This window comes from Enterobacter sp. RHBSTW-01064 (genome assembly GCF_014103035.1).
Taxonomy (GTDB): Bacteria; Pseudomonadota; Gammaproteobacteria; order Enterobacterales; family Enterobacteriaceae; genus Enterobacter; species Enterobacter mori.
The window spans coordinates 223756-243111 of record NZ_JABXOU010000003.1 but is presented as its reverse complement, the minus strand read 5'-3'; the positions used below and the strand labels follow the sequence as shown (position 1 = coordinate 243111).

Annotated in this window: 20 protein-coding genes; 8 read left to right on the top strand and 12 right to left on the bottom strand. The window is 54.4% G+C overall.

Going from position 1 to position 19356, the window contains the following annotated elements:
- Positions 1-5: 5 nt before the first annotated feature.
- A complete protein-coding gene (locus HV355_RS11350) occupies positions 6-962 on the top strand; it encodes a polysaccharide deacetylase family protein (RefSeq protein WP_182401936.1) in 957 nt (318 codons plus the stop codon).
- Between the two features lie 23 nt (positions 963-985).
- Here HV355_RS11350 and HV355_RS11345 read toward each other — a convergent pair whose 3' ends face one another.
- Genes HV355_RS11345 through rfaD form a run of 6 tightly spaced genes read right to left on the bottom strand, consistent with a single transcriptional unit; the run spans position 986 to position 7180 of the window.
- Complete coding sequence (locus HV355_RS11345) at positions 986-2197, bottom strand: O-antigen ligase family protein (RefSeq protein ID WP_182401934.1); 1212 nt, start codon at positions 2195-2197, stop codon at positions 986-988.
- On the bottom strand, positions 2185-3093 hold the full coding sequence (locus HV355_RS11340; RefSeq protein ID WP_182401932.1) for a glycosyltransferase family 2 protein: 909 nt from the start codon (positions 3091-3093) through the stop codon (positions 2185-2187). Before HV355_RS11340 ends, HV355_RS11345 begins: the two co-directional genes overlap by 13 nt.
- A gap of 5 nt (positions 3094-3098) precedes the next feature.
- Positions 3099-4208 (bottom strand): glycosyltransferase family 9 protein, encoded by a 1110-nt coding sequence (locus HV355_RS11335; RefSeq protein ID WP_120158945.1) that lies wholly within the window; start codon positions 4206-4208, stop codon positions 3099-3101.
- Positions 4209-4211: 3 nt separating this feature from the next.
- Entirely contained in the window at positions 4212-5195 is a 984-nt protein-coding gene (gene rfaC, locus HV355_RS11330) for a lipopolysaccharide heptosyltransferase RfaC (protein ID WP_182401930.1), read from the bottom strand.
- A gap of 3 nt (positions 5196-5198) precedes the next feature.
- The gene (gene rfaF, locus HV355_RS11325) at positions 5199-6245 is read right to left on the bottom strand and encodes an ADP-heptose--LPS heptosyltransferase RfaF (protein ID WP_182401928.1); all 1047 of its coding nucleotides are present in this window, start codon (positions 6243-6245) and stop codon (positions 5199-5201) included.
- A 2-nt stretch (positions 6246-6247) separates the two neighbouring features.
- Entirely contained in the window at positions 6248-7180 is a 933-nt protein-coding gene (rfaD, locus tag HV355_RS11320; RefSeq protein ID WP_174340354.1) for an ADP-glyceromanno-heptose 6-epimerase, read from the bottom strand.
- 215 nt (positions 7181-7395) lie between these two features.
- Between rfaD and kbl the strand changes: the two genes are divergently transcribed.
- Both kbl and tdh read left to right on the top strand, forming a co-directional pair.
- Positions 7396-8592, top strand: a complete 1197-nt coding sequence (gene kbl / locus HV355_RS11315; RefSeq protein WP_010426385.1) for a glycine C-acetyltransferase — start codon at positions 7396-7398, stop codon at positions 8590-8592.
- A gap of 9 nt (positions 8593-8601) precedes the next feature.
- Entirely contained in the window at positions 8602-9630 is a 1029-nt protein-coding gene (gene tdh / locus HV355_RS11310; RefSeq protein ID WP_042717745.1) for an L-threonine 3-dehydrogenase, read from the top strand.
- 27 nt (positions 9631-9657) lie between these two features.
- Here tdh and HV355_RS11305 read toward each other — a convergent pair whose 3' ends face one another.
- From HV355_RS11305 to gpmM, 5 genes are read right to left on the bottom strand one after another with little or no spacing between them, the layout of a single operon-like run.
- Complete coding sequence (locus tag HV355_RS11305; protein WP_182401926.1) at positions 9658-10572, bottom strand: hypothetical protein; 915 nt, start codon at positions 10570-10572, stop codon at positions 9658-9660.
- Positions 10573-10587: 15 nt separating this feature from the next.
- Positions 10588-11793: a glycosyltransferase gene (locus tag HV355_RS11300; protein ID WP_182401925.1), complete on the bottom strand. Its 1206-nt coding sequence runs from the start codon at positions 11791-11793 to the stop codon at positions 10588-10590.
- Positions 11794-11802: 9 nt separating this feature from the next.
- Positions 11803-12753: a divergent polysaccharide deacetylase family protein gene (locus HV355_RS11295; protein WP_089598268.1), complete on the bottom strand. Its 951-nt coding sequence runs from the start codon at positions 12751-12753 to the stop codon at positions 11803-11805.
- 3 nt (positions 12754-12756) lie between these two features.
- Positions 12757-14016 (bottom strand): murein hydrolase activator EnvC, encoded by a 1260-nt coding sequence (envC, locus tag HV355_RS11290; RefSeq protein WP_029484911.1) that lies wholly within the window; start codon positions 14014-14016, stop codon positions 12757-12759.
- 33 nt (positions 14017-14049) lie between these two features.
- Positions 14050-15594 carry a 2,3-bisphosphoglycerate-independent phosphoglycerate mutase gene (gene gpmM, locus HV355_RS11285; protein ID WP_148400202.1) on the bottom strand — a complete coding sequence of 515 codons (1545 nt, stop codon included), beginning with the start codon at positions 15592-15594 and terminating at the stop codon, positions 14050-14052.
- 248 nt (positions 15595-15842) lie between these two features.
- Here gpmM and HV355_RS11280 point away from each other — a divergent pair, with 248 nt between their 5' ends.
- The 5 genes from HV355_RS11280 to cysE all read left to right on the top strand — a co-directional run bounded on the left by HV355_RS11280 (position 15843) and on the right by cysE (position 18952).
- On the top strand, positions 15843-16274 hold the full coding sequence (locus tag HV355_RS11280) for a rhodanese-like domain-containing protein (protein ID WP_010426372.1): 432 nt from the start codon (positions 15843-15845) through the stop codon (positions 16272-16274).
- 11 nt (positions 16275-16285) lie between these two features.
- Positions 16286-16537 (top strand): glutaredoxin 3, encoded by a 252-nt coding sequence (grxC, locus tag HV355_RS11275; RefSeq protein WP_010426371.1) that lies wholly within the window; start codon positions 16286-16288, stop codon positions 16535-16537.
- Between the two features lie 32 nt (positions 16538-16569).
- On the top strand, positions 16570-17037 hold the full coding sequence (gene secB, locus HV355_RS11270; RefSeq protein ID WP_003860835.1) for a protein-export chaperone SecB: 468 nt from the start codon (positions 16570-16572) through the stop codon (positions 17035-17037).
- The gene (gene gpsA / locus HV355_RS11265; RefSeq protein WP_108417309.1) at positions 17037-18056 is read left to right on the top strand and encodes an NAD(P)H-dependent glycerol-3-phosphate dehydrogenase; all 1020 of its coding nucleotides are present in this window, start codon (positions 17037-17039) and stop codon (positions 18054-18056) included. The genes secB and gpsA overlap by 1 nt, the downstream gene beginning before the upstream one ends.
- Before the next feature lie 74 nt (positions 18057-18130).
- Positions 18131-18952 carry a serine O-acetyltransferase gene (gene cysE, locus HV355_RS11260; protein WP_010426365.1) on the top strand — a complete coding sequence of 274 codons (822 nt, stop codon included), beginning with the start codon at positions 18131-18133 and terminating at the stop codon, positions 18950-18952.
- A gap of 55 nt (positions 18953-19007) precedes the next feature.
- Here cysE and ppiC read toward each other — a convergent pair whose 3' ends face one another.
- Positions 19008-19289 (bottom strand): peptidylprolyl isomerase PpiC, encoded by a 282-nt coding sequence (gene ppiC / locus HV355_RS11255; protein ID WP_006812396.1) that lies wholly within the window; start codon positions 19287-19289, stop codon positions 19008-19010.
- Positions 19290-19356: the final 67 nt, after the last annotated feature.

Sequence of the window (19356 nt, the reverse complement as noted above, 5' to 3'; positions counted from 1 at the left end):
TCATTATGAAAAAACCAGCGTTTATCATCACGATCGATACCGAAGGCGATAATCTCTGGCAAAACCATCGGGTGATCAAAACGGAAAACGCACGCTACCTGGCGCGCTTTCAGGCGCTTTGCGAACGTTTTGGTTTTAAGCCCGTCTGGCTGACAAACTATGAGATGGCAATCGAGCCCGTTTTCATTGAATTCGCAAGGGACGTTATTACTCGCGGTCAGGGGGAAGTGGGTATGCACCTGCATGCCTGGAATAGCCCGCCGGAGCACGATCTCACGGGTGATGACTGGCGCTGGCAGCCGTATCTGATTGAGTTTTCAGACGAGATGATGCGCGAAAAAGTGCTCTTCATGACCCGCCTGCTGGAAGAGACCTTCCAGACCAAAATGCTGAGCCATCGTGCCGGGCGCTGGGCCTTTGACAGTCGCTATGCCAAATTGCTTATTGAACTGGGCTATCAGGTTGATTGTTCCGTTACGCCGCGCGTGAACTGGCGCAACGCGAAAGGTGCCCCGCAGGGGAGTGGCGGAACGAATTATCAGCATTTCCCTGACCATGCCTACTTCATGGACACGGATGATATTTCCCGGGCGGGTAATAGCCCGCTACTCGAAGTCCCGATGAGTATTCAGTATAAACACCCGGCCTGGTTGAATACCGTCAAGCAGGGCTACGATCGTCTTCGCGGTAAATATCGCTCACCGTCCGTGAACTGGCTACGACCGTCTGGTGGGAACGCCGCGCAGATGATTCAGGTCGCGCAACAGTGCTTATCGCAGGGGAATGATTACGTGGAGTTTATGCTTCATTCATCGGAGTTTATGCCTGGCGGGAGTCCCACGTTTAAGGATGAATCGGCGATTGAGGGCTTGTATCGCGATCTGGAAGCGCTGTTTACGTGGTTGTCAGATAAAACCGTAGGGATGACGCTGGCGGAGTTTTATCAGTACAAAAAAAATTAATGCCCGCGCAGCGGGCATTATCATCAGCGTTGTCTGGTTTGCGAAAAGGGTGTACTCAAGGCAAACAGGGTAACAAAGAAGATCAAGGCTTCTGAGCTCAACAATATAACGTCGGTCAGGCCATATAGTAAAAGCAGGAGCATGGTCGTGAGCAACAGGCCATTGTTATTCTTAAGCGCGTAAACGATCATCGACGCAAAGAAAAAGAATAATATCACCAGCCCTGGGATACCCTGCAGCGAATATTTCTCAATAAATTCATTGTGCAAATGAACATTGATATATGTTAGTGCAGTAATGAGATGCGGATGTCCCTCTTTTATATAACGCTGCGTCCATGCCTGGCGATCTTCAACTGACTGCCCCAATGGATGCGCGAGCCCGTTCTGAATACCCACGGTCCACATGGAAAAACGCGCGCCGAGTGAGGTTTTGTCATACCCTTTCTCATAGTTTGCTATTTCGATTTGCGTTTGCGTTATCTTTGGCGCAATCAATGGCTTGTAGCTAACGATGACAATCCCCGCCACAATACATAAAAAAATCAGCGTCGATTTAAGATGAATTCGTCTGAAGTGATAAAGCGTGAGCACAATGGCCAACAGCAAATAGAGGCCCATTGCGGCACGCGTCCCCGTCAGAAGAATGATGAAATAAGAAATTAAGATGGTGAGACCCGCAGCCACATACAGCTTAACGTTTTTCTGCAGATAAAGGCTGTATACGAAAGCCAGAGATAACACAGAGTATACGTAAGCTGATACGGTCGCACGATTAATGGCCATCTCAACACGTCCCATTCCCTGCGATGCCTGCCATAAACCATAACCCGTGGCGAGGGCAAACCCCGCGCCTGAGGCATAGAAGAAATACTTCTGGAAGGAGGCCTTATCAACGTAAGACTTAAACCGGTCGAGATAGAAAATAAGGAAACTGGCTAGAATCAGCTTCTTACTTGCACCGAGATAATCGCTGTAAGCGTTCAAACCTTCACTATGGTATTCATAAACCATGTACCAGGCTAAATTAAGTAACCCAATCAACAAAATGGGCAGTGCTATTGAAAAGGGGCGCAGTGTGATTTTTTTATATTCAAGCGCTAAGCCGATAATGCTGGCATAAATCGCGATATAGAAAAATTCTCGCTGCTTACCCGAACTGATCAAGGCCAATGCAAGCGAGATAAGGCTCAGAATTAGCGTCAGTTGATATAGACGCAATTTTACTTTTTCCATAATGCCTCAATAACCCTTTTTTTATAGCTGAAACGAACATCGCTGGATAAGAAAAATGATAGCGAATAAAGCGCATTTACCCGTAATTTAACGAATTTGAGCTGTTGATCGGTAAGGTGTTGCCGATGGTTACTGTAGATATCAAACCAGTGACAATTAATCAGATTTTTAAACGCTTGCGGAAACGTTTTTTCCATCTTTAATGTACATTCAACAAGTGTCGTAATTTTACTGGCGTCGAGACGACTCGACAAACTGTCGCTACGTTTGATGTAATAGTAATGGCCCTGGCGTTGATAGCTGATTTTTTCTGCCTGCATGAGCATGGCAGGAAATACCGCAAAGTCTTCGTAACAGACCATCGAGGGAATAGGATTGCTCTCGTACAACTTCCGATGAATAAATTGACCGATGAGATGTGCCTGAAACTCTTTATGCTGCAAGAAACGCCTTATCGCCTCTTTCTGTGATAAAGCGATGGGCGTAAAGCCCTGCCAGAACGCGGTGATTTTCCTGATATCACGAATTTCCAGCAAGCGCGTCAGGAGCATATCTGGACGCTGTGCTTTCAAAAAAGCCACTGCGTCCCTGAGGCTGCAAGGCTTCAGTCGATCATCACTATCCAGCATCGTGATGTAATCGCCTGATGCCAGAGACACTGCACTGTTTCGAACATGACCGACGTTACGGTACTCAACGTACCGGGATTGCGCGTGTGGGAACGCAGGCAACCATTTCTCGATAATATCCTGGGTGGCATCATCGGAACTGTCATTAACGATAATGACTTCAACAGCATCACCCGCATTATCAATCGCGGCGTGCAGGCTTTCTAACGTAGCATGAAGCGTATCTTCGGCGTTATGCGCGGCAATAATGACGCTAAGAAAAGCCATAGAAATTAGTTTCCCTGAGCATCAAAAGCATAGGTGGTTGCGTTAACGGTAGGTAACTCGCAGATAAAATGTTTAAGTTCGCGTAGCGCGTCTTCTGTTACCGCAAATAACGCTTCGCGTTCTTGTGAAAAATAATAACGCGTTTCAAATACATAAGAACAAATGTTGTCGTCATTACCAATCAACAACACATTGCCAAGCGGACGCTGTTCATAGTGACAGCATGGTCCAAACAGCAACACCACCGGCACACCTACCGCGTCGGCAATATAAACGTTCCCCGAATCCGATGCGATATAGCAATCCATCTTTGAAATCGCCCAGGGAAGCTCTTCAAGAGAGATTTGCCCGATGAGGTTTGTGAAATTAGGCATTTCACCATAAGCACGGGTGATATCATCCATCCACGGCTGCTCATTGGGCGCACCAAATACATAAAACTCGCAGGGCAGGTCAGCGAGATGCTCAACAATTCGCTTCCAGATAATGGGCGGAACGGTTTTCGCTTTATTCCCGGCAGCAATACTGATGCCGATGCGGATAACACCGGGTTTATCAAGGATTTCCGGCCAGGTCTGCGGCTTAAAAAGTGGCTTTGTAGCGTGCTTTGGGGAGTCTTGCCACGTTAGCGAGCGGTCCGCCAGCTTTAGATAGTTTGTGACCGACAACGTTTGTTTACCATGCTCAACGGTACCGTCAGCCGTGGTATAGAAAATGCCGTGATACCATCTGCGCGTATAAGTGCTTAAAAATTGTTTGTTTTTTGCATTACAGACGGAAGCGAAAAAGAGGTTCACGCTGTTGGGTTGCAGGAGATACACGTTGTCATAGCGATTCATGATCCTGCAGGCAAAGCAGAGCTTACGCCACAGATTGCGCTTATGCTGCTCGATAAAATAAATCTGCTCGATAGTGTCATCATGCTTCGCCATCGCACCCACGCTGCGACTGATAAGCACGTCGCTTTTTTGCAGGTACGCTAGGAGGGGCGTAGCATTAACAAAGTCACCGATTTTGGCTGTTTGAATGACAAGGTTTTTACCTGTGTCCTTGCGAAACAGCTTCCGGATGAGCTTCACCGGAAAGAGTAAAATCAGCAGAAATACATAACTCATGGGTTAAATATCCCTGTTGGAAAGCCAGTGGCTACCCTGTAAAAATGAAAAAATCGCATCTGCGCTAATATCCTTTGTTTGCTGAGTCGGGCTGACCATCTGATGCTGGTTTTTACCGTAACCCCCAATCAAACCCGGATCGGTCGGGCCAAAAATCGTCAGATTTGGACGATCCAGCGCAGCGGTTAAATGGCTTAATCCCGTATCAACGGAAACGACAGCATTCGCTCCCGCTAACTGCGCAGCAACCTGTGCCAGCGTGAGTTTAGGCAAAACCTCAACATGCGAAAATCCTGCGGCCAGACGCTCCGCACGCTGTCGTTCATGTTCAGCGCCCCACGGGAGTTTAATATGGATACCGCAAGGTTGCATTAGTTCAATCAGCTTTCGCCAGTGCGTTTCCGGCCAGTGCTTATCGTCGCGCGTTGTGGCATGCAGGAAGACAAGATAAGGCTGAGTGTTGGGGCCAGTATTGCGCAAAAAATGCTGCGCAATGGCGTAATCGCCCTGAGTGTCGGGTTTCGCATAGCCGAGGCTTTTCGCGAACAGCTCCCGGGTGCGTTCGACGGCGTGCTGCTGTTTTGCAATGTGGTGGCGACGGTTATAGAACAGGCTTGCCAGCGGTTCGCGGGCGGTGTGCCAGTCCATACCGTGCTTTACGCCGTGCGCCAGACGCGTCACCAGCGCGGCGCTTTTGACCAGTCCCTGCGCGTCGATGATGGCATCGTAACGCTGAGCCTGCACCGCATCGCGAAAGGCTTTGCGCTCGGCTTTAATGGGGGCGGAGAACCACGCTTTGCGCCAGCGGCGAATCGCCACCGGGATCACGCGATCAACCGCTTCATGCCAGGTGGGGATCTGCGCGAAGCCTTCTTCCACCACCCAGTCGAAACGAATGCCGGGAATGGCCTGCATCGCATCCGTCAGCGACGGCAGCGTATGCAGAACATCACCCATTGAAGACGTTTTAACGATCAATACCCGCATTCGTTATCCTTCTTCGCTCAACAGCACGGCGTTGAGCTCTTCAAGGACGCGCTCTGGCGTAATGTCGATCAGGCTCTGATGATAACCCTCAGCAGCATCACCTTTACGCACCTTGTGGTAGCCGGTGATGAGTCGAATGACACGCGCTTTATGCGACAGCGGCGGCGTGAAGTCCGGGCTGCTTGGGCCATACAGCGCCACCAGCGGGCGGTCCAGCGCGGCGGCCACGTGCATCAGGCCAGAGTCGTTGCTGACCACGGCCTTACAGGCGGCGATCAAAATAACCGCCTGCTCAAGCTGCGTTTCGCCAGCCAGATTGCGGCACCAGGCCTGCTGCTCGTTGCTCAGCGTGGCGAGAATTTCGTTACCCGCCTCGTGATCTTTCGCCGAGCCAAACAGCACAATCTGGTAGCCTTCGTCGATCAGCTGTTTCGCCAGTTCGGCGTAGTGATAGTGCGGCCAGCGTTTCGCCGGACCGAACTCTGCACCGGGGCAGAAGCCAATCATCGGGCGTTCGGATGAAAGTCCAAACGCATTGCAGGTGTGGGATTTCTCCCCGTCGTTAACCTGAAGCTGTGGCCAGAGCAGCGGCTGCGGCAGGTCTTTCGCGCTGCGCATCACGCCTTTGTCGTAGGCCAGCGCCACATAGCGCTCCACCATCAGCGGCCAGGCCTCTTTATCCAGCACCCGCGCGTCGTTCAGCAGGCCATAGCGCATTTCACCGCGCCAGCCGGTACGGTGCGGAATGCCCGCAAAGAAAGGCACGAGGGCGGACTTAAAGGAGTTTGGCAACACGTACGCGCGGTCATAGCGCTTCTCGCGAAGGCTGTGGCCGAGCTTGCGGCGTTCACCGATTTCCAGCGCCCCGTGGCCGAGCGGCATCGGGATCGCCTCGTTCACTTCCGGCATACGCGACAACAGCGGACGGCACCATGCGGGTGCCATCACGTCGATTATCGCCTGGGGATAGCGCGCCTTGAGCGTGCGATAGAGACTTTGCGACATCATCATGTCGCCCACCCATGACGGGCCGATCACCAGAATCTTCATACTTACGCGTCGCGGTTCAGCCAGGCCATATATTCCGCTACGCCTTCGGCAACGGTCTTGAACGGCTTGTCGTAGCCTGCGGCGCGCAGGTTGGTCAGATCGGCCTGCGTGAACGCCTGATAACGGCCTTTCAGCTTATCCGGGAACGGAATGTACTCAATGCTGCCTTTCTTGTGGTACGCCAGCGTCGCGTCTGCCACCGCCTGGAAGGATTCCGCGCGGCCGGTGCCCAGGTTGAAGATACCGGACACGCCGTTTTCCCAGAACCACAGGTTTACGGCTGCAACGTCGCCTACGTAGACGAAGTCACGCTTGAAGCCGTCGCTGCCTTCAAACAGTTTTGGACTTTCGCCGTTATTCAACTGGGTGTTCAGGTGGAACGCCACGCTTGCCATGCTGCCTTTGTGGCCTTCGCGCGGCCCGTAAACGTTGAAGTAGCGGAAGCCGACGATCTGCGAGTTCGCTTCTGGCAGAACCTGACGCACGTATTCGTCGAACAGGAACTTAGAGTAACCGTAGACGTTCAGCGGCTGCTCGTACTCGCGCGATTCGATGAAGTCAGAGGTGCGGCCGCCGTAGGTTGCCGCGGAAGAGGCATACAGGAACGGAATTTCACGCTCCAGGCAGTAGTGCAGGATCTCTTTGGAGTACTGATAGTTGTTGTCCATCATGTACTTGCCGTCCCACTCGGTGGTGGAGGAGCACGCACCTTCGTGGAAGATGGCTTCGATCTCGCCGAACTCTTCACCCGCCATAATCTGGATAAGGAAGTCTTCTTTATCCATGTAATCAGCGATGTTCAGATCCACCAGGTTAACGAACTTGGTGCCGTCTTTCAGGTTGTCAACCACCAGGATGTCGGTGATGCCTTTGTCATTGAGAGCCTTAACAATATTGCTGCCGATAAAGCCCGCGCCGCCGGTAACGATGATCATAACTGTAACCTTTGAAGTGTGGAGCCCGGGGACAATCCCGGACGCTAATATTCATATCATATCATTAGTATGGCGACCCTTCAGCCATTCACCGATATGCAGCAGGGTTACACGTGATTTATGCTGCAAAAACGAGAAGAGATACTGCGTCATCTCGTCATGAACTATAGGTTTGGGTAATATGTGCCGAAATTTGCCGAGTCTGGAGAATTGCAATGCGTGGTGATTTTTACAAACAGTTAAACAGCGACCTCGACACCGCACGTGCGGAAGGGTTGTTCAAGGAAGAGCGTATTATCACGTCTGCTCAGCAGGCGGACATCACCGTTGCCGACGGCAGCCATGTGATCAACTTTTGTGCGAACAACTACCTGGGTCTTGCGAATCACCCTGAGCTGATTGCCGCTGCAAAAAACGGCATGGACACCCACGGTTTCGGTATGGCCTCCGTACGCTTTATCTGCGGTACGCAGGACAGCCACAAGCAGCTTGAGCAAAAGCTGGCGAGCTTCCTCGGAATGGAAGACGCGATTCTGTACTCCTCCTGCTTCGACGCTAACGGCGGTCTGTTTGAGACCCTGCTTGGCGCAGAAGATGCGATTATCTCCGACGCCCTGAACCACGCCTCTATTATCGACGGCGTACGCCTGTGTAAAGCGAAGCGTTTCCGCTACGCCAACAACGACATGGTTGAGCTGGAAGCGCGTCTGAAAGAGGCCCGTGAAGCGGGGGCTCGCCACGTGCTGATCGCCACCGACGGCGTGTTCTCCATGGACGGCGTGATCGCTAACCTGAAGGGCGTGTGCGACCTGGCAGACAAGTACGACGCGCTGGTGATGGTTGATGACTCTCACGCGGTCGGCTTTGTCGGCGAAAACGGCCGCGGTTCCCACGAATACTGCGACGTGATGGGCCGCGTGGACATCATCACCGGTACGCTGGGCAAAGCGCTCGGCGGCGCATCTGGCGGCTACACCGCCGCGCGCAAAGAGGTGGTGGAGTGGCTGCGCCAGCGCTCTCGCCCGTATCTGTTCTCCAACTCCCTGGCACCGGCGATTGTTTCTGCCTCCATCAAAGTGCTGGAGATGGTGGAGTCCGGCGCTGAGCTGCGCGACCGCCTGTGGTCCAACGCCCGTCTGTTCCGTGAAAAAATGAGCGCCGCAGGGTTTACCCTGGCCGGAGCTGACCACGCGATCATTCCGGTCATGCTGGGCGATGCGGTCGTTGCGCAGAAGTTTGCCCGCGAGCTGCAGAAAGAAGGGATTTACGTCACCGGGTTCTTCTTCCCGGTGGTGCCAAAAGGTCAGGCGCGTATCCGCACCCAGATGTCTGCGGCGCATTCGCCTGAACAAATTGAGCGTGCGGTGGAAGCCTTTACCCGCATCGGCAAACAGCTGGGCGTAATTGCCTGAGGACGTGTGATGAAAGCGTTATCCAAACTGAAAGCGGAAGAAGGGATTTGGATGACCGACGTGCCGGAGCCGGAAGTCGGTCATAACGATCTGCTGATCAAAATTCGTAAAACAGCCATCTGCGGCACTGACGTTCACATCTACAACTGGGACCAATGGTCGCAGAAAACCATTCCGGTACCGATGGTTGTCGGTCACGAATACGTCGGCGAAGTGGTCGGTATCGGCCAGGAAGTGAAAGGCTTCAAAATTGGCGATCGCGTTTCTGGCGAAGGCCATATTACCTGCGGCCACTGCCGTAACTGCCGCGGCGGACGTACGCACCTGTGCCGCAACACCGTCGGCGTGGGCGTAAACCGTCCGGGCTGCTTCGCGGAATACCTGGTGATCCCGGCGTTTAACGCGTTCAAAATTCCGGACAACATCTCTGACGATCTGGCCTCCATTTTCGACCCGTTCGGCAACGCGGTACACACGGCGCTCTCCTTCGACCTGGTGGGTGAAGACGTGCTGGTCTCCGGCGCGGGTCCCATCGGCATTATGGCGGCAGCCGTGGCGAAGCACGTGGGTGCGCGCAACGTTGTGATCACCGACGTGAACGAATACCGTCTGTCGCTGGCGCGCAAAATGGGCGTCACCCGCGCGGTGGATGTCTCGAAAGAGAGCCTGACCGACGTGATGGAAGAGTTGGGCATGACCGAAGGCTTTGATGTGGGTCTGGAGATGTCCGGCGCGCCACCGGCGTTCCGCACCATGCTCGACACCATGAACCACGGTGGCCGTATCGCGATGCTGGGTATTCCGCCGTCAGATATGTCCATCGACTGGAACAAAGTCATCTTCAAGGGGCTGTTCATCAAGGGCATCTATGGCCGCGAGATGTTCGAGACCTGGTACAAGATGGCGGCGCTGATCCAGTCCGGTCTGGATCTGTCCCCGATTATTACTCACCGTTTCTCCATCGATGAGTTCCAGCAGGGCTTCGACGCGATGCGTTCCGGCCAGTCAGGGAAAGTGATCCTGAGCTGGGATAAGTAATCAAAAAGGGGCCTGTGGCCCCTTTTTTCACTGATTTTTTTTCTCTTCGTCCGTCAGGTAACGCACCTTGCGGGTGTAGTCCTGACCTTTGAACAGCAGCGCGTTATCCGGAGATTCAAGATACTTCTGCCATTCGGAGAGAGGGAAACCGCCGTGCGCGCCAATCACCTCTTTCGGTACAACGGCTTCCTGACCACCGATCTTCTTGGAGACCGGCCAGTTCATCCAGTCACCCAGGTTAACCGTTTTTAAATCCAGCATGTCCAGCAGCGCGGCGAGCGGCAGCTGATCGGTCGGCGGCTGCGTGTCGTCCATCAGTTCCCAGGTATCCTGGAACAGCGTCAGCCACAGCGGGCAGATGCGGCGCCAGGTTTTTTTGGTTGCCGCAAGAAACGCGCCGTTAACGTGATCGACCAGATATGGACGCACCGTCCCCTTGTAATACGCCGGCACTTTCTCCGCTGGCGCGCCGTCCAGCTTGGCAATCATTTTGCCCTGACGGAAGCTGGAGTAGATGTGCATGTCTGCCATGTTAATCTCGGGCATCTTGAGCAGGTTGAGATCGGAGTCGATCATCAATACGCCTTCACCGCGCGCCTGCAGCGGGGCGTTAAGCTTCACCAGACGGCTGAGGTAGATCTGCTTATAGCGGTAACCTTCCTCACGAACCGGAAGATTCAGCGTCACTACGCGGGTTTTCGGCGGCAGTACCCCGAAGGCGGATTCAGGCTGATCGCTGACGATGACGATCTCACTGACGGCAGTGGCGTAACGTTCTGCAAACGTCGCTGACAATAACGCTTCTTCGACGAAATCTGCGCCCGTACACGGGATCACGATGGAATCCACCGCAACGAGATCGCGCGTGACCGGAAGGGAAGCGTACGGAATGTTATGTTGCCCGGTGATGTGGCGGTAGCGAGCATTAAGGAATTTAAACATGTTCTTCTCGTTTGGTTAGTGCGCGCCAAGAACGGCTTCGACACCGCTGACATAGTTTTCGATAGCGTAGGTATGGCAGACGTTCTGGTATGCAGCCACAGCCAGTCGAGCCCGCAGGTCTGCATCCGCCCAGATATTATTCAGATGCTGAGCAAGCTGTGAAACATCGCTCCAGCGGAAGAGCAGCCCCGTTGACTCATGATCAATCAATTCAGCCGTACCCGTCACCTGAGAGCCAATAACAGGGATTTTAAGCAGCATCGCTTCCAGCACTACGCGAGGCAGCCCTTCGCTTTTTGAGGCGAGTATAAACGCGTCAAACGTGGCAAGGTAGTCAAATGGCGTATTCTGGAAGCCCGTGAAAATCACGTTGTTCTCAATGCCCAATTCTTTGGCTTGCGCGGTTAATGCGGCACGCTCCGCACCTTCACCCACCAGCACCATCTTCCATTTTGCGTTGGGTTCCCTGCGGCTGAACTGTGCCAGCGCCGCCAGCGTGTGGTGGTTGGCTTTGCGAGGAATTAACGATCCAATGCTGCCAAAGACAAACGTATCGTCATCAATGTTCAGGCGATGACGCATGGCGTGTCGATCCGGTAAAGGCTGGTGGATGTCGATGGCATTGTTGACCGTTGTGCACAGCTCAGGCCGGACGCCATGCTGAAGTAACACGCGCTCAACGCCATGCGAGACGGCGATGATTTTTGTGGCATGGGCATTCACCAGCTTTACCAGCGGCGGCGTCAGCACCGGTTCAATGCGGCAGTGCTGGATGATCCGCGCACGCAGTTTAGCTCCCGCCAGGTAACCCTCTTCGTTAGAGCCTGGCTGGTTGTTCATGTACAGCGTATCGAAACCGCCTTCCCTGAAAATCGTCTCGATTTTGCTGACGTTGGGGCGAATACGCCAGAGCGTATCAATATGGCGCGTGACGGCCTTGCGGCCGCTGCGCGAGAAGAAAAGCAGGCTGCGACCCAGTTCTTTTGCAATCTTCGCCCACGCGGGCTGCTTATGCTGGGGGATGACAATTAACGGGATGCCAATGCCATTCAACACCTGACCGATGGTTTGCCCTTCGGCCCGGCTGTAGTCGGAGTAAAAACAACAGGTGATATCAAACTTCTCGCGATTAATGCGCTTCAGAAGTTCGAGCATGCTGTTGGTGCCTCCTCCCCATTCTTTACCGGTATCGAGGAGCAGGATTTTGTGTCGTTGCGGCATCTTTCTACCTTAGTCACCTGTCGCGGGGAAGGGCTTTTTACCCCAACCTTGCCACTGATGCTGGAAATATTGCACCAGCGTACTCTGGCTCACGCTTTCGCTAATTACTGTGAAGAAGCGGGTTGCATGCACCGGTTCAAGCGGCCGTTTTGGCTTGCAGTTTTTTACGCCGCTGAACGGATTACGCGGCTGCGTTGCTGGCGGCTGTGCGCTGCCAGGACGAGACGTATCCACCTGCGGTTCATTGAGCAGATCGCTCGGGCGTACCAGCGTGATATCAGCAGGTAAGGTCGGCAGCATCTGTTGCAGCACGCGCACCGTTGAAGGATGCGGATGACCAATGGCAATGGCTGAGCCGTTGCGGCGGGCTAGCTGTACAGCACGATTAAACTGCACCCGAATATCCGCTTCATTTTGCGTGTCATCCAGGAACACCTTACGCTTGATCACCTTCACGCCGGTTCCCTGAGAGGCTCGCAGGGCCTGGCTGTTGCCGATGGTCATGCTGTCGAGGAAATAGAGGTTGTAGCGCTCCAGCGACTGCATCACTTTCAGCATTCCGTACAGGCTGGACGTCATCGCGCTGCCCATGTGGTTATTCAGGCCGACGGCATACGGCACTTTATTGTAGGCGTCGCGGATGATGCGGTCGATCTCATCGCTGCTCATGTCCGGACGAAGCGTGTCTTTTTCCAGCGGCTGTTTGCTAAGCGGTGCCATTGGCAGGTGGATCAGGACCTGATGACCGCTGTTATGGGCCTTGGTCGCCATTTCCCGCGCATGAGGCGCATTGGGGAGGACCGCAACGGAGATCGCTGACGGCATCGCCAGTACCTGATTTTCATAGTGCGGACGATAACCGAAGTCATCAATGACAATAGCGAGTTTGCCTGCGTATACCGGTGCAGCCAGCGCCAGTGCGCTGGCGACGGAGAGAATCATTCGACGAAATTGAAGCAAAACTTATCTTCCCAACCACGGCTGTGGATTGACCGCCTGACCCTGGCGACGAATTTCGAAATAGAGTGACGGGCGGCCCTGACCGCCACTGCTGCCCACAAGGGCGATAGGTTGACCTGCGCGCACCTGAGTGCCGACGCTGACCAGCGCGCTCTGGTTGTAGCCGTAAAGGCTCATGTCGCCTTTACCGTGTTCGACCACCACGACCAGCCCGTAACCCTGCAGCCAGTCGGCCAGGATCACGCGGCCATCGGCGATGGCTTTCACTTCGCTACCTTCAGACGCACCGATAACGATCCCTTTCCAACGTAGCTCACCCTGCAGCTGTTCGCCATAGCGATGCAGAATGGAACCGCGAACCGGCCAGTAAGCCTGGCCGCGAGGCGAGCCTAAACCGCCGGTGCGCGACATCAGAGAACGTTCGCTTTCGCTTGGTTTGTAGGTCGTACCTTTACGGGACGCTTCCTGCTGCTTGTTGCGAACGGCCTGCGCCTCGCGCGCCTCTTTTTCCGCGCGCGCTTTCGCCGCGGCTTCTGCTCGCGCAATGCTGTTACGCAGTTTCGATTCGTTAGCGCGCATTTCGCTCAGCTGGCTCTGGCCTTCCTGAATGGAAGATTCAAGGCCGGACAGGGTTTTCTTACGCTCGTTGCGCGCCTGCTCCAGCTTCGCCTGCTGGGCCTGCTGATCGTAGAGCAACGTCTGCTGCTGGGTCTGCTTCTCTTCCAGCTCGGCTTTCTGGGTGGTGACCTCTTCGCGCGTCTGCTTCAGCTGCGCGATCGTCTCCTGACGCGCCTGGTTCAGGTAGCCGAAGTAGGCCTGCAAACGCTGTCCGCGCTGGCTCTCTTCACCGCTGAGTATCAGCTGAAGGCCGGTGTGTTCACCCTGACGAAACGCGGCGTCAAGCTGTGCGGCAAGATTGCGCTCCTGGGCATCACGCTGGCGTTCCAGTTTGGCTATCGACGCGTTCATCTCATCGATCTGTTTGTTCAACTGGGCGAGGGTGTTTTGCGTTTCACGGAGTTTGCGTGCGGCGGCGGAGATCGCCTCTTCCTGCTGCTTAAGCTGGGCAAGAAGTGAGGAACGCTGTTGCTGTTGCTGGCGTACCGCACGCTCTTTGGCGGCGATATCGGCCTGAATGGATTTCAGCTGGTCGCGGTCATCCGCGTGGGCGGATGCGGCGCACAGCAATACGCCAGCGCTGAGTGCGCTGGCGTAAAACAGAGGTCTGACTGATAACCTAAGCGGCTTCACGACCCATGTGATTGAAAAAATCGCCTTTCCCCTCATGGGGAGCGATTATTCCACGATGAACAGCGGCTTACCAGTCATCTCTTCAGGGATCGGCATGCCCATCAGCGTCAACATGGTTGGCGCGATGTCGGAAAGCTTGCCGCCTTCCACTGCTTTCAGTGATTTATCACCCACATAAATCAGCGGAACAGGCAGGTTAGTGTGCGCGGTGTGTGCCTGGCCGGTCGCCGGGTCGCGCATTTGCTCTGCGTTACCGTGGTCAGCGGTGATCAGCAGCTGGCCGCCCACAGACTCAACGGCTTTTGCTACCTGCTCAACACAGTTGTCCAGCGCTTCAACTGCTTTAACCGCTGCTTCCATCACGCCGGTGTGGCCCACCATGTCACCATTCGGGTAGTTACAGATGATGGTGTCGTACTTACCGCTTTCGATGGCCGCAACCAGTTTTTCAGTCAGCTCGGCAGAGCTCATCTCTGGCTGCAGGTCGTAGGTAGCGACTTTCGGCGAGTTGATCAGAATGCGGTCTTCACCTTTGAACGGCTCTTCTACGCCGCCGTTAAAGAAGAAGGTGACGTGCGCGTATTTTTCGGTTTCAGAGATACGCAGCTGCGTTTTGTCGTTCTTCGCCATCCACTCGCCGAAGGTGTTTGCCAGAGATGCTGGCGGATACGCGCAAGGCGCTTTGATGTCTGCGGCGTATTCAGTCAACTGGATGAAGTCCAGTTTCACTACTTTCTTGCGGGCGAAACCGTCGAAGTCGCTGTTCACGAATGCACGGGTGATTTCGCGCGCGCGGTCAGCGCGGAAGTTCATGAAGATCAGCGCGTCGCCATCTTCCATGGCGGCCTCAGCCTGGCCTTCAGCACGAATGACGGAAGCTTTCACGAATTCGTCGTTTTCATCGCGTGCGTAAGCGGCTTCCAGTGCTTCAACGGCGGTCGCGAACTGGAATTCACCTTTTGCCTGGGTCATCAGGTCATAGGCCTGTTCAACGCGATCCCAGCGGTTGTCGCGGTCCATCGCGTAGTAACGACCAATGATGGACGCCACGCGGCCTTTGCCCAGCGCGGCGAATTTCTCTTCGAAGGCGTGCAGAGAGCCTTTTGCGCTGCGTGGCGGCGTATCGCGGCCGTCCAGGAAAGCGTGCAGATAGATTTTTTCCGCACCGCGCTCAGCGGCCAGTTCAACCATCGCCATGATGTGATCTTCGTGGCTGTGCACGCCGCCTGCAGAGAGCAGGCCCATAATGTGCACGGCTTTACCTGCGGCAACGGCTTTATCTACTGCACCTGCGAGCGTTGGGTTGGAGAAGAAGGTGCGTTCTTTGATTTCAACGTCCAGACGCGTCAGGTCCTGATACACGATACGACCCGCGCCCAGGTTAACGTGACCGACTTCGGAGTTGCCCATCTGGCGGTCCGGCAGGCCCACTTCCAGGCCAGACGCGTCAATCAGGGTATGAGGGCGTTTCGCCCAAAGTGCATCCATCACTGGCGTTTTGGCGTTGAAAATAGCGTTATCCTGGCTGTCTTCACGGTAGCCATAGCCATCCAGAATCACCAGTACCATAGGTTTTTTAGAAACCGACATTGCGACAACCTCATGCTCAAGAGACGAAAAATTTGCGTAATTTTACTACAGCTGAATCGATCAAATAGCCGCAGAAGATCAAAGAATGCGTAGGGGCAAGGCACTTCCCCGGACATTTTGAGGCTTTTTTTTCGTGGCATGCCGCAGAAAATCGATTAGCTTATTGTCGCTGGCTGTATTTGCCACAACGCACAGGTATACTCCTGTCCTGGTTTTTTTAATCACTTAGTCGGGAGTTGTTACCCCCCATGCAAGAAATTATGCAATTCGTTAGCCGCCACCCGGTTCTGAGCATCGCGTGGATTGGCCTGCTGGTCGCTGTGCTGTTCACCACCTTTAAGGGACTGACGTCTAAAATTAAGGTGATCACCCGCGGTGAAGCGACACGTCTGATCAACAAAGAAGACGCCGTCGTCGTCGACTTGCGTCAGCGCGACGATTTCCGCAAAGGTCACATTGCAGGCTCTATTAACCTGCTGCCTGCTGAAATCAAAGCGAACAACATTGGTGAGCTGGAAAAACATAAAGCCCAGCCGATCATCGTTGTTGACGGCACCGGCATGCAGGCGCAGGAATCTGCCAACGCACTGCATAAAGCAGGCTTCGAAAACGTAACGGTACTGAAAGAAGGTATTTCCGGCTGGAGCGGGGAAAATCTTCCTTTAGTTCGCGGTAAATAAGGAGTTCAGTGATGGCCAATATTGAGATCTACACCAAAGCAACTTGCCCGTTCTGCCACCGTGCGAAAGCACTGCTGAACAGCAAAGGCGTAACGTTCCAGGAACTGCCGATCGATGGTGACGCGATTAAACGCGAAGAGATGATCCAACGCAGTGGTCGCACGACGGTTCCGCAGATTTTCATTGATGCGCAGCACATTGGTGGCTGTGATGACTTGTATGCGCTCGACGCCCGTGGTGGACTCGATCCGCTGCTGAGCTAAGAGACTTTAGGACAATTAAAAAGGGTTTTTCCATGTCAGAACAAAACAACACTGAAATGACTTTCCAGATCCAGCGCATCTACACCAAAGATGTCTCTTTCGAAGCGCCAAATGCGCCACACGTTTTCCAGAAAGATTGGCAGCCAGAGGTTAAACTTGATCTTGATACCGCATCCACCCAACTGGCGGATGATGTGTATGAAGTTGTACTGCGTGTGACCGTAACCGCATCTCTGGGCGAAGAAACGGCGTTCCTGTGTGAAGTACAGCAGGGCGGCATCTTCTCCATTGGCGGTATCGAAGGCAACCAGATGGCACATTGCCTGGGTGCATACTGCCCGAACATCCTGTTCCCGTATGCTCGCGAATGCATCACCAGCCTGGTCTCTCGCGGTACATTCCCGCAACTGAACCTTGCGCCAGTTAACTTTGATGCGCTGTTCATGAACTATCTGCAGCAGCAGGCTGGCGAAGGTGCCGAACAACATCAGGATGCCTGATGAGCACTGTTAATGCGTCAATGATTGTGATCGGTGCCGGCTCTTACGGCACCGCTCTTGCCATCACGCTGGCAAGAAATGGTCACGACGTGGTCCTGTGGGGCCACGATCCCAAACATATTGCGACGTTGCAACGCGACCGCTGCAACGTGGCTTTTCTCCCGGACGTTCCGTTCCCTGACTCCCTGCACCTGGAAAGCGACCTCGCGACCGCGCTGGCGGCCAGCCGCAACATTCTGATTGTGGTGCCGAGCCATGTGTTTGGCGAAGTACTGCGTCAAATCAAGCCGCTGATGCGCCCGGATGCACGCATTGTCTGGGCGACAAAAGGGCTGGAAGCGGAAACCGGACGCCTGCTGCAGGACGTAGCCCGCGAAGCGCTGGGCGATGATATCCCGCTTGCGGTGATTTCCGGACCGACGTTTGCCAAAGAGCTTGCTGCTGGCCTGCCGACAGCGATTTCACTGGCATCCACTGACCAGGCCTTCTCTGACGATCTCCAGCAGCTGCTGCACTGCGGCAAGAGCTTCCGCGTCTACAGTAACCCCGATTTCATCGGTGTACAGCTGGGCGGCGCGGTGAAGAACGTGATTGCCATCGGTGCCGGGATGTCAGACGGCATTGGTTTTGGTGCCAATGCGCGTACGGCGCTGATCACCCGAGGGCTGACGGAAATGTCTCGCCTGGGCGAAGCACTGGGTGCCGATCCCGCCACCTTTATGGGCATGGCGGGCCTGGGTGACCTGGTGTTGACCTGTACCGATAACCAGTCTCGTAACCGTCGCTTCGGCATGATGCTCGGTCAGGGCAGCGATGTAAAAAGCGCGCAGGAGAAGATTGGTCAGGTGGTTGAAGGCTACCGCAATACCAAGGAAGTCCGCGAGTTGGCGCACCGTTTCGGTGTCGAAATGCCAATAACCGAGGAAATTTATCAGGTATTGTATTGCGGAAAAAATGCGCGCGAGGCAGCATTGACCTTATTAGGTCGTGCGCGCAAGGACGAGCGCAGCAGTAACTAGTCGGAACCGTTGTCACCTGAATGACCCAGCCAGCGCAGAACTGGCTGGTCATTAACTATCGTCTGGAGTAAGCAATGCCGTGTGAAGAACTGGATATCGTCTGGAACAATATTAAAGCCGAAGCCCGGGCTTTGGCCGACTGCGAGCCTATGCTGGCCAGTTTCTACCACGCGACGCTACTCAAGCACGAAGACCTCGGCAGCGCCCTGAGCTATATGCTCGCCAATAAACTGGCTTCCTCCATCATGCCTGCTATCGCTATTCGTGAAGTGGTGGAAGAGGCCTATGCCGCTGACCCGGAGATGATCGCCTCTGCCGCCTGTGATATCCAGGCCGTGCGCACGCGTGACCCGGCGGTCGATAAATACTCCACGCCGCTGCTGTATCTGAAGGGCTTCCACGCGCTTCAGGCTTATCGCATCGGCCACTGGTTATGGAATGAAGGCCGCCGCGCGCTGGCTATCTTCCTGCAAAATCAGGTTTCTGTGACCTTCCAGGTGGACATTCACCCTGCGGCGAAAATTGGTCGTGGCATCATGCTCGACCACGCCACTGGCATTGTTGTCGGCGAAACGGCGGTGATTGAAGATGATGTCTCTATCCTGCAGTCGGTTACCCTGGGCGGTACCGGTAAAACCAGCGGCGATCGCCATCCGAAGATCCGTGAAGGGGTGATGATTGGCGCGGGAGCGAAGATCCTCGGTAATATCGAAGTGGGACGTGGGGCCAAAATAGGGGCGGGCTCAGTTGTGCTGCAGCCTGTACCGCCGCACACCACCGCTGCTGGCGTACCGGCGCGCATTGTCGGTAAACCGGATAGCGATAAACCGTCGATGGATATGGATCAGCACTTCAACGGTATTCATCATACGTTCGAGTATGGCGACGGCATTTAGCCTGTCGGCAGCCATTGGCAAAAAAGCTCGGTGCATTGACTCACCGGGCTTTTTGTTAGTTGCGGTATAACACTTTGATAATGTGGTATCCGAACTGCGTGTGCAGGGGACCGGTTGGCTCCAGTACCGGGCAAGAGAAGACCACTTTATCGAATGCCGGAACCATCTGGCCCTGGCGGAATTCACCCAGGTCACCGCCACGTTTACCTGACGGACAGATAGAGTGCTTCTTCGCCAGCTTGCCGAAGTCGGCGCCGTTTTTAATCTGTTCCAGAAGATCCTGTGCCAGTTTCTCTTCTTTAACAAGGATATGCAGTGCTGCTGCTGTTTTTGCCATGATCGTGCCTTGAGTCGACTAGTTTACGCTCGGTATACTACCACGCGTTTTTCCTCCTCTCCCGACT

What these genes read in the sequence shown, in the direction of transcription:
- rfaC (WP_182401930.1), bottom strand. Translation starts at nt 5,195, where the DNA reads ATGCGGGTATTGATCGTTAAAACGTCTTCAATGGGTGATGTTCTGCAT.
- tdh (WP_042717745.1), top strand. Translation starts at nt 8,602, where the DNA reads ATGAAAGCGTTATCCAAACTGAAAGCGGAAGAAGGGATTTGGATGACC.
- HV355_RS11280 (WP_010426372.1), top strand. Translation starts at nt 15,843, where the DNA reads ATGCAAGAAATTATGCAATTCGTTAGCCGCCACCCGGTTCTGAGCATC.
- grxC (WP_010426371.1), top strand. Translation starts at nt 16,286, where the DNA reads ATGGCCAATATTGAGATCTACACCAAAGCAACTTGCCCGTTCTGCCAC.
- rfaF (WP_182401928.1), bottom strand. Translation starts at nt 6,245, where the DNA reads ATGAAGATTCTGGTGATCGGCCCGTCATGGGTGGGCGACATGATGATG.
- HV355_RS11350 (WP_182401936.1), top strand. Translation starts at nt 6, where the DNA reads ATGAAAAAACCAGCGTTTATCATCACGATCGATACCGAAGGCGATAAT.
- gpsA (WP_108417309.1), top strand. Translation starts at nt 17,037, where the DNA reads ATGAGCACTGTTAATGCGTCAATGATTGTGATCGGTGCCGGCTCTTAC.
- secB (WP_003860835.1), top strand. Translation starts at nt 16,570, where the DNA reads ATGTCAGAACAAAACAACACTGAAATGACTTTCCAGATCCAGCGCATC.
- kbl (WP_010426385.1), top strand. Translation starts at nt 7,396, where the DNA reads ATGCGTGGTGATTTTTACAAACAGTTAAACAGCGACCTCGACACCGCA.
- HV355_RS11305 (WP_182401926.1), bottom strand. Translation starts at nt 10,572, where the DNA reads ATGTTTAAATTCCTTAATGCTCGCTACCGCCACATCACCGGGCAACAT.
- gpmM (WP_148400202.1), bottom strand. Translation starts at nt 15,594, where the DNA reads ATGTCGGTTTCTAAAAAACCTATGGTACTGGTGATTCTGGATGGCTAT.
- HV355_RS11340 (WP_182401932.1), bottom strand. Translation starts at nt 3,093, where the DNA reads ATGGCTTTTCTTAGCGTCATTATTGCCGCGCATAACGCCGAAGATACG.
- HV355_RS11300 (WP_182401925.1), bottom strand. Translation starts at nt 11,793, where the DNA reads ATGCCGCAACGACACAAAATCCTGCTCCTCGATACCGGTAAAGAATGG.
- HV355_RS11345 (WP_182401934.1), bottom strand. Translation starts at nt 2,197, where the DNA reads ATGGAAAAAGTAAAATTGCGTCTATATCAACTGACGCTAATTCTGAGC.
- HV355_RS11335 (WP_120158945.1), bottom strand. Translation starts at nt 4,208, where the DNA reads ATGAGTTATGTATTTCTGCTGATTTTACTCTTTCCGGTGAAGCTCATC.
- rfaD (WP_174340354.1), bottom strand. Translation starts at nt 7,180, where the DNA reads ATGATCATCGTTACCGGCGGCGCGGGCTTTATCGGCAGCAATATTGTT.
- cysE (WP_010426365.1), top strand. Translation starts at nt 18,131, where the DNA reads ATGCCGTGTGAAGAACTGGATATCGTCTGGAACAATATTAAAGCCGAA.
- ppiC (WP_006812396.1), bottom strand. Translation starts at nt 19,289, where the DNA reads ATGGCAAAAACAGCAGCAGCACTGCATATCCTTGTTAAAGAAGAGAAA.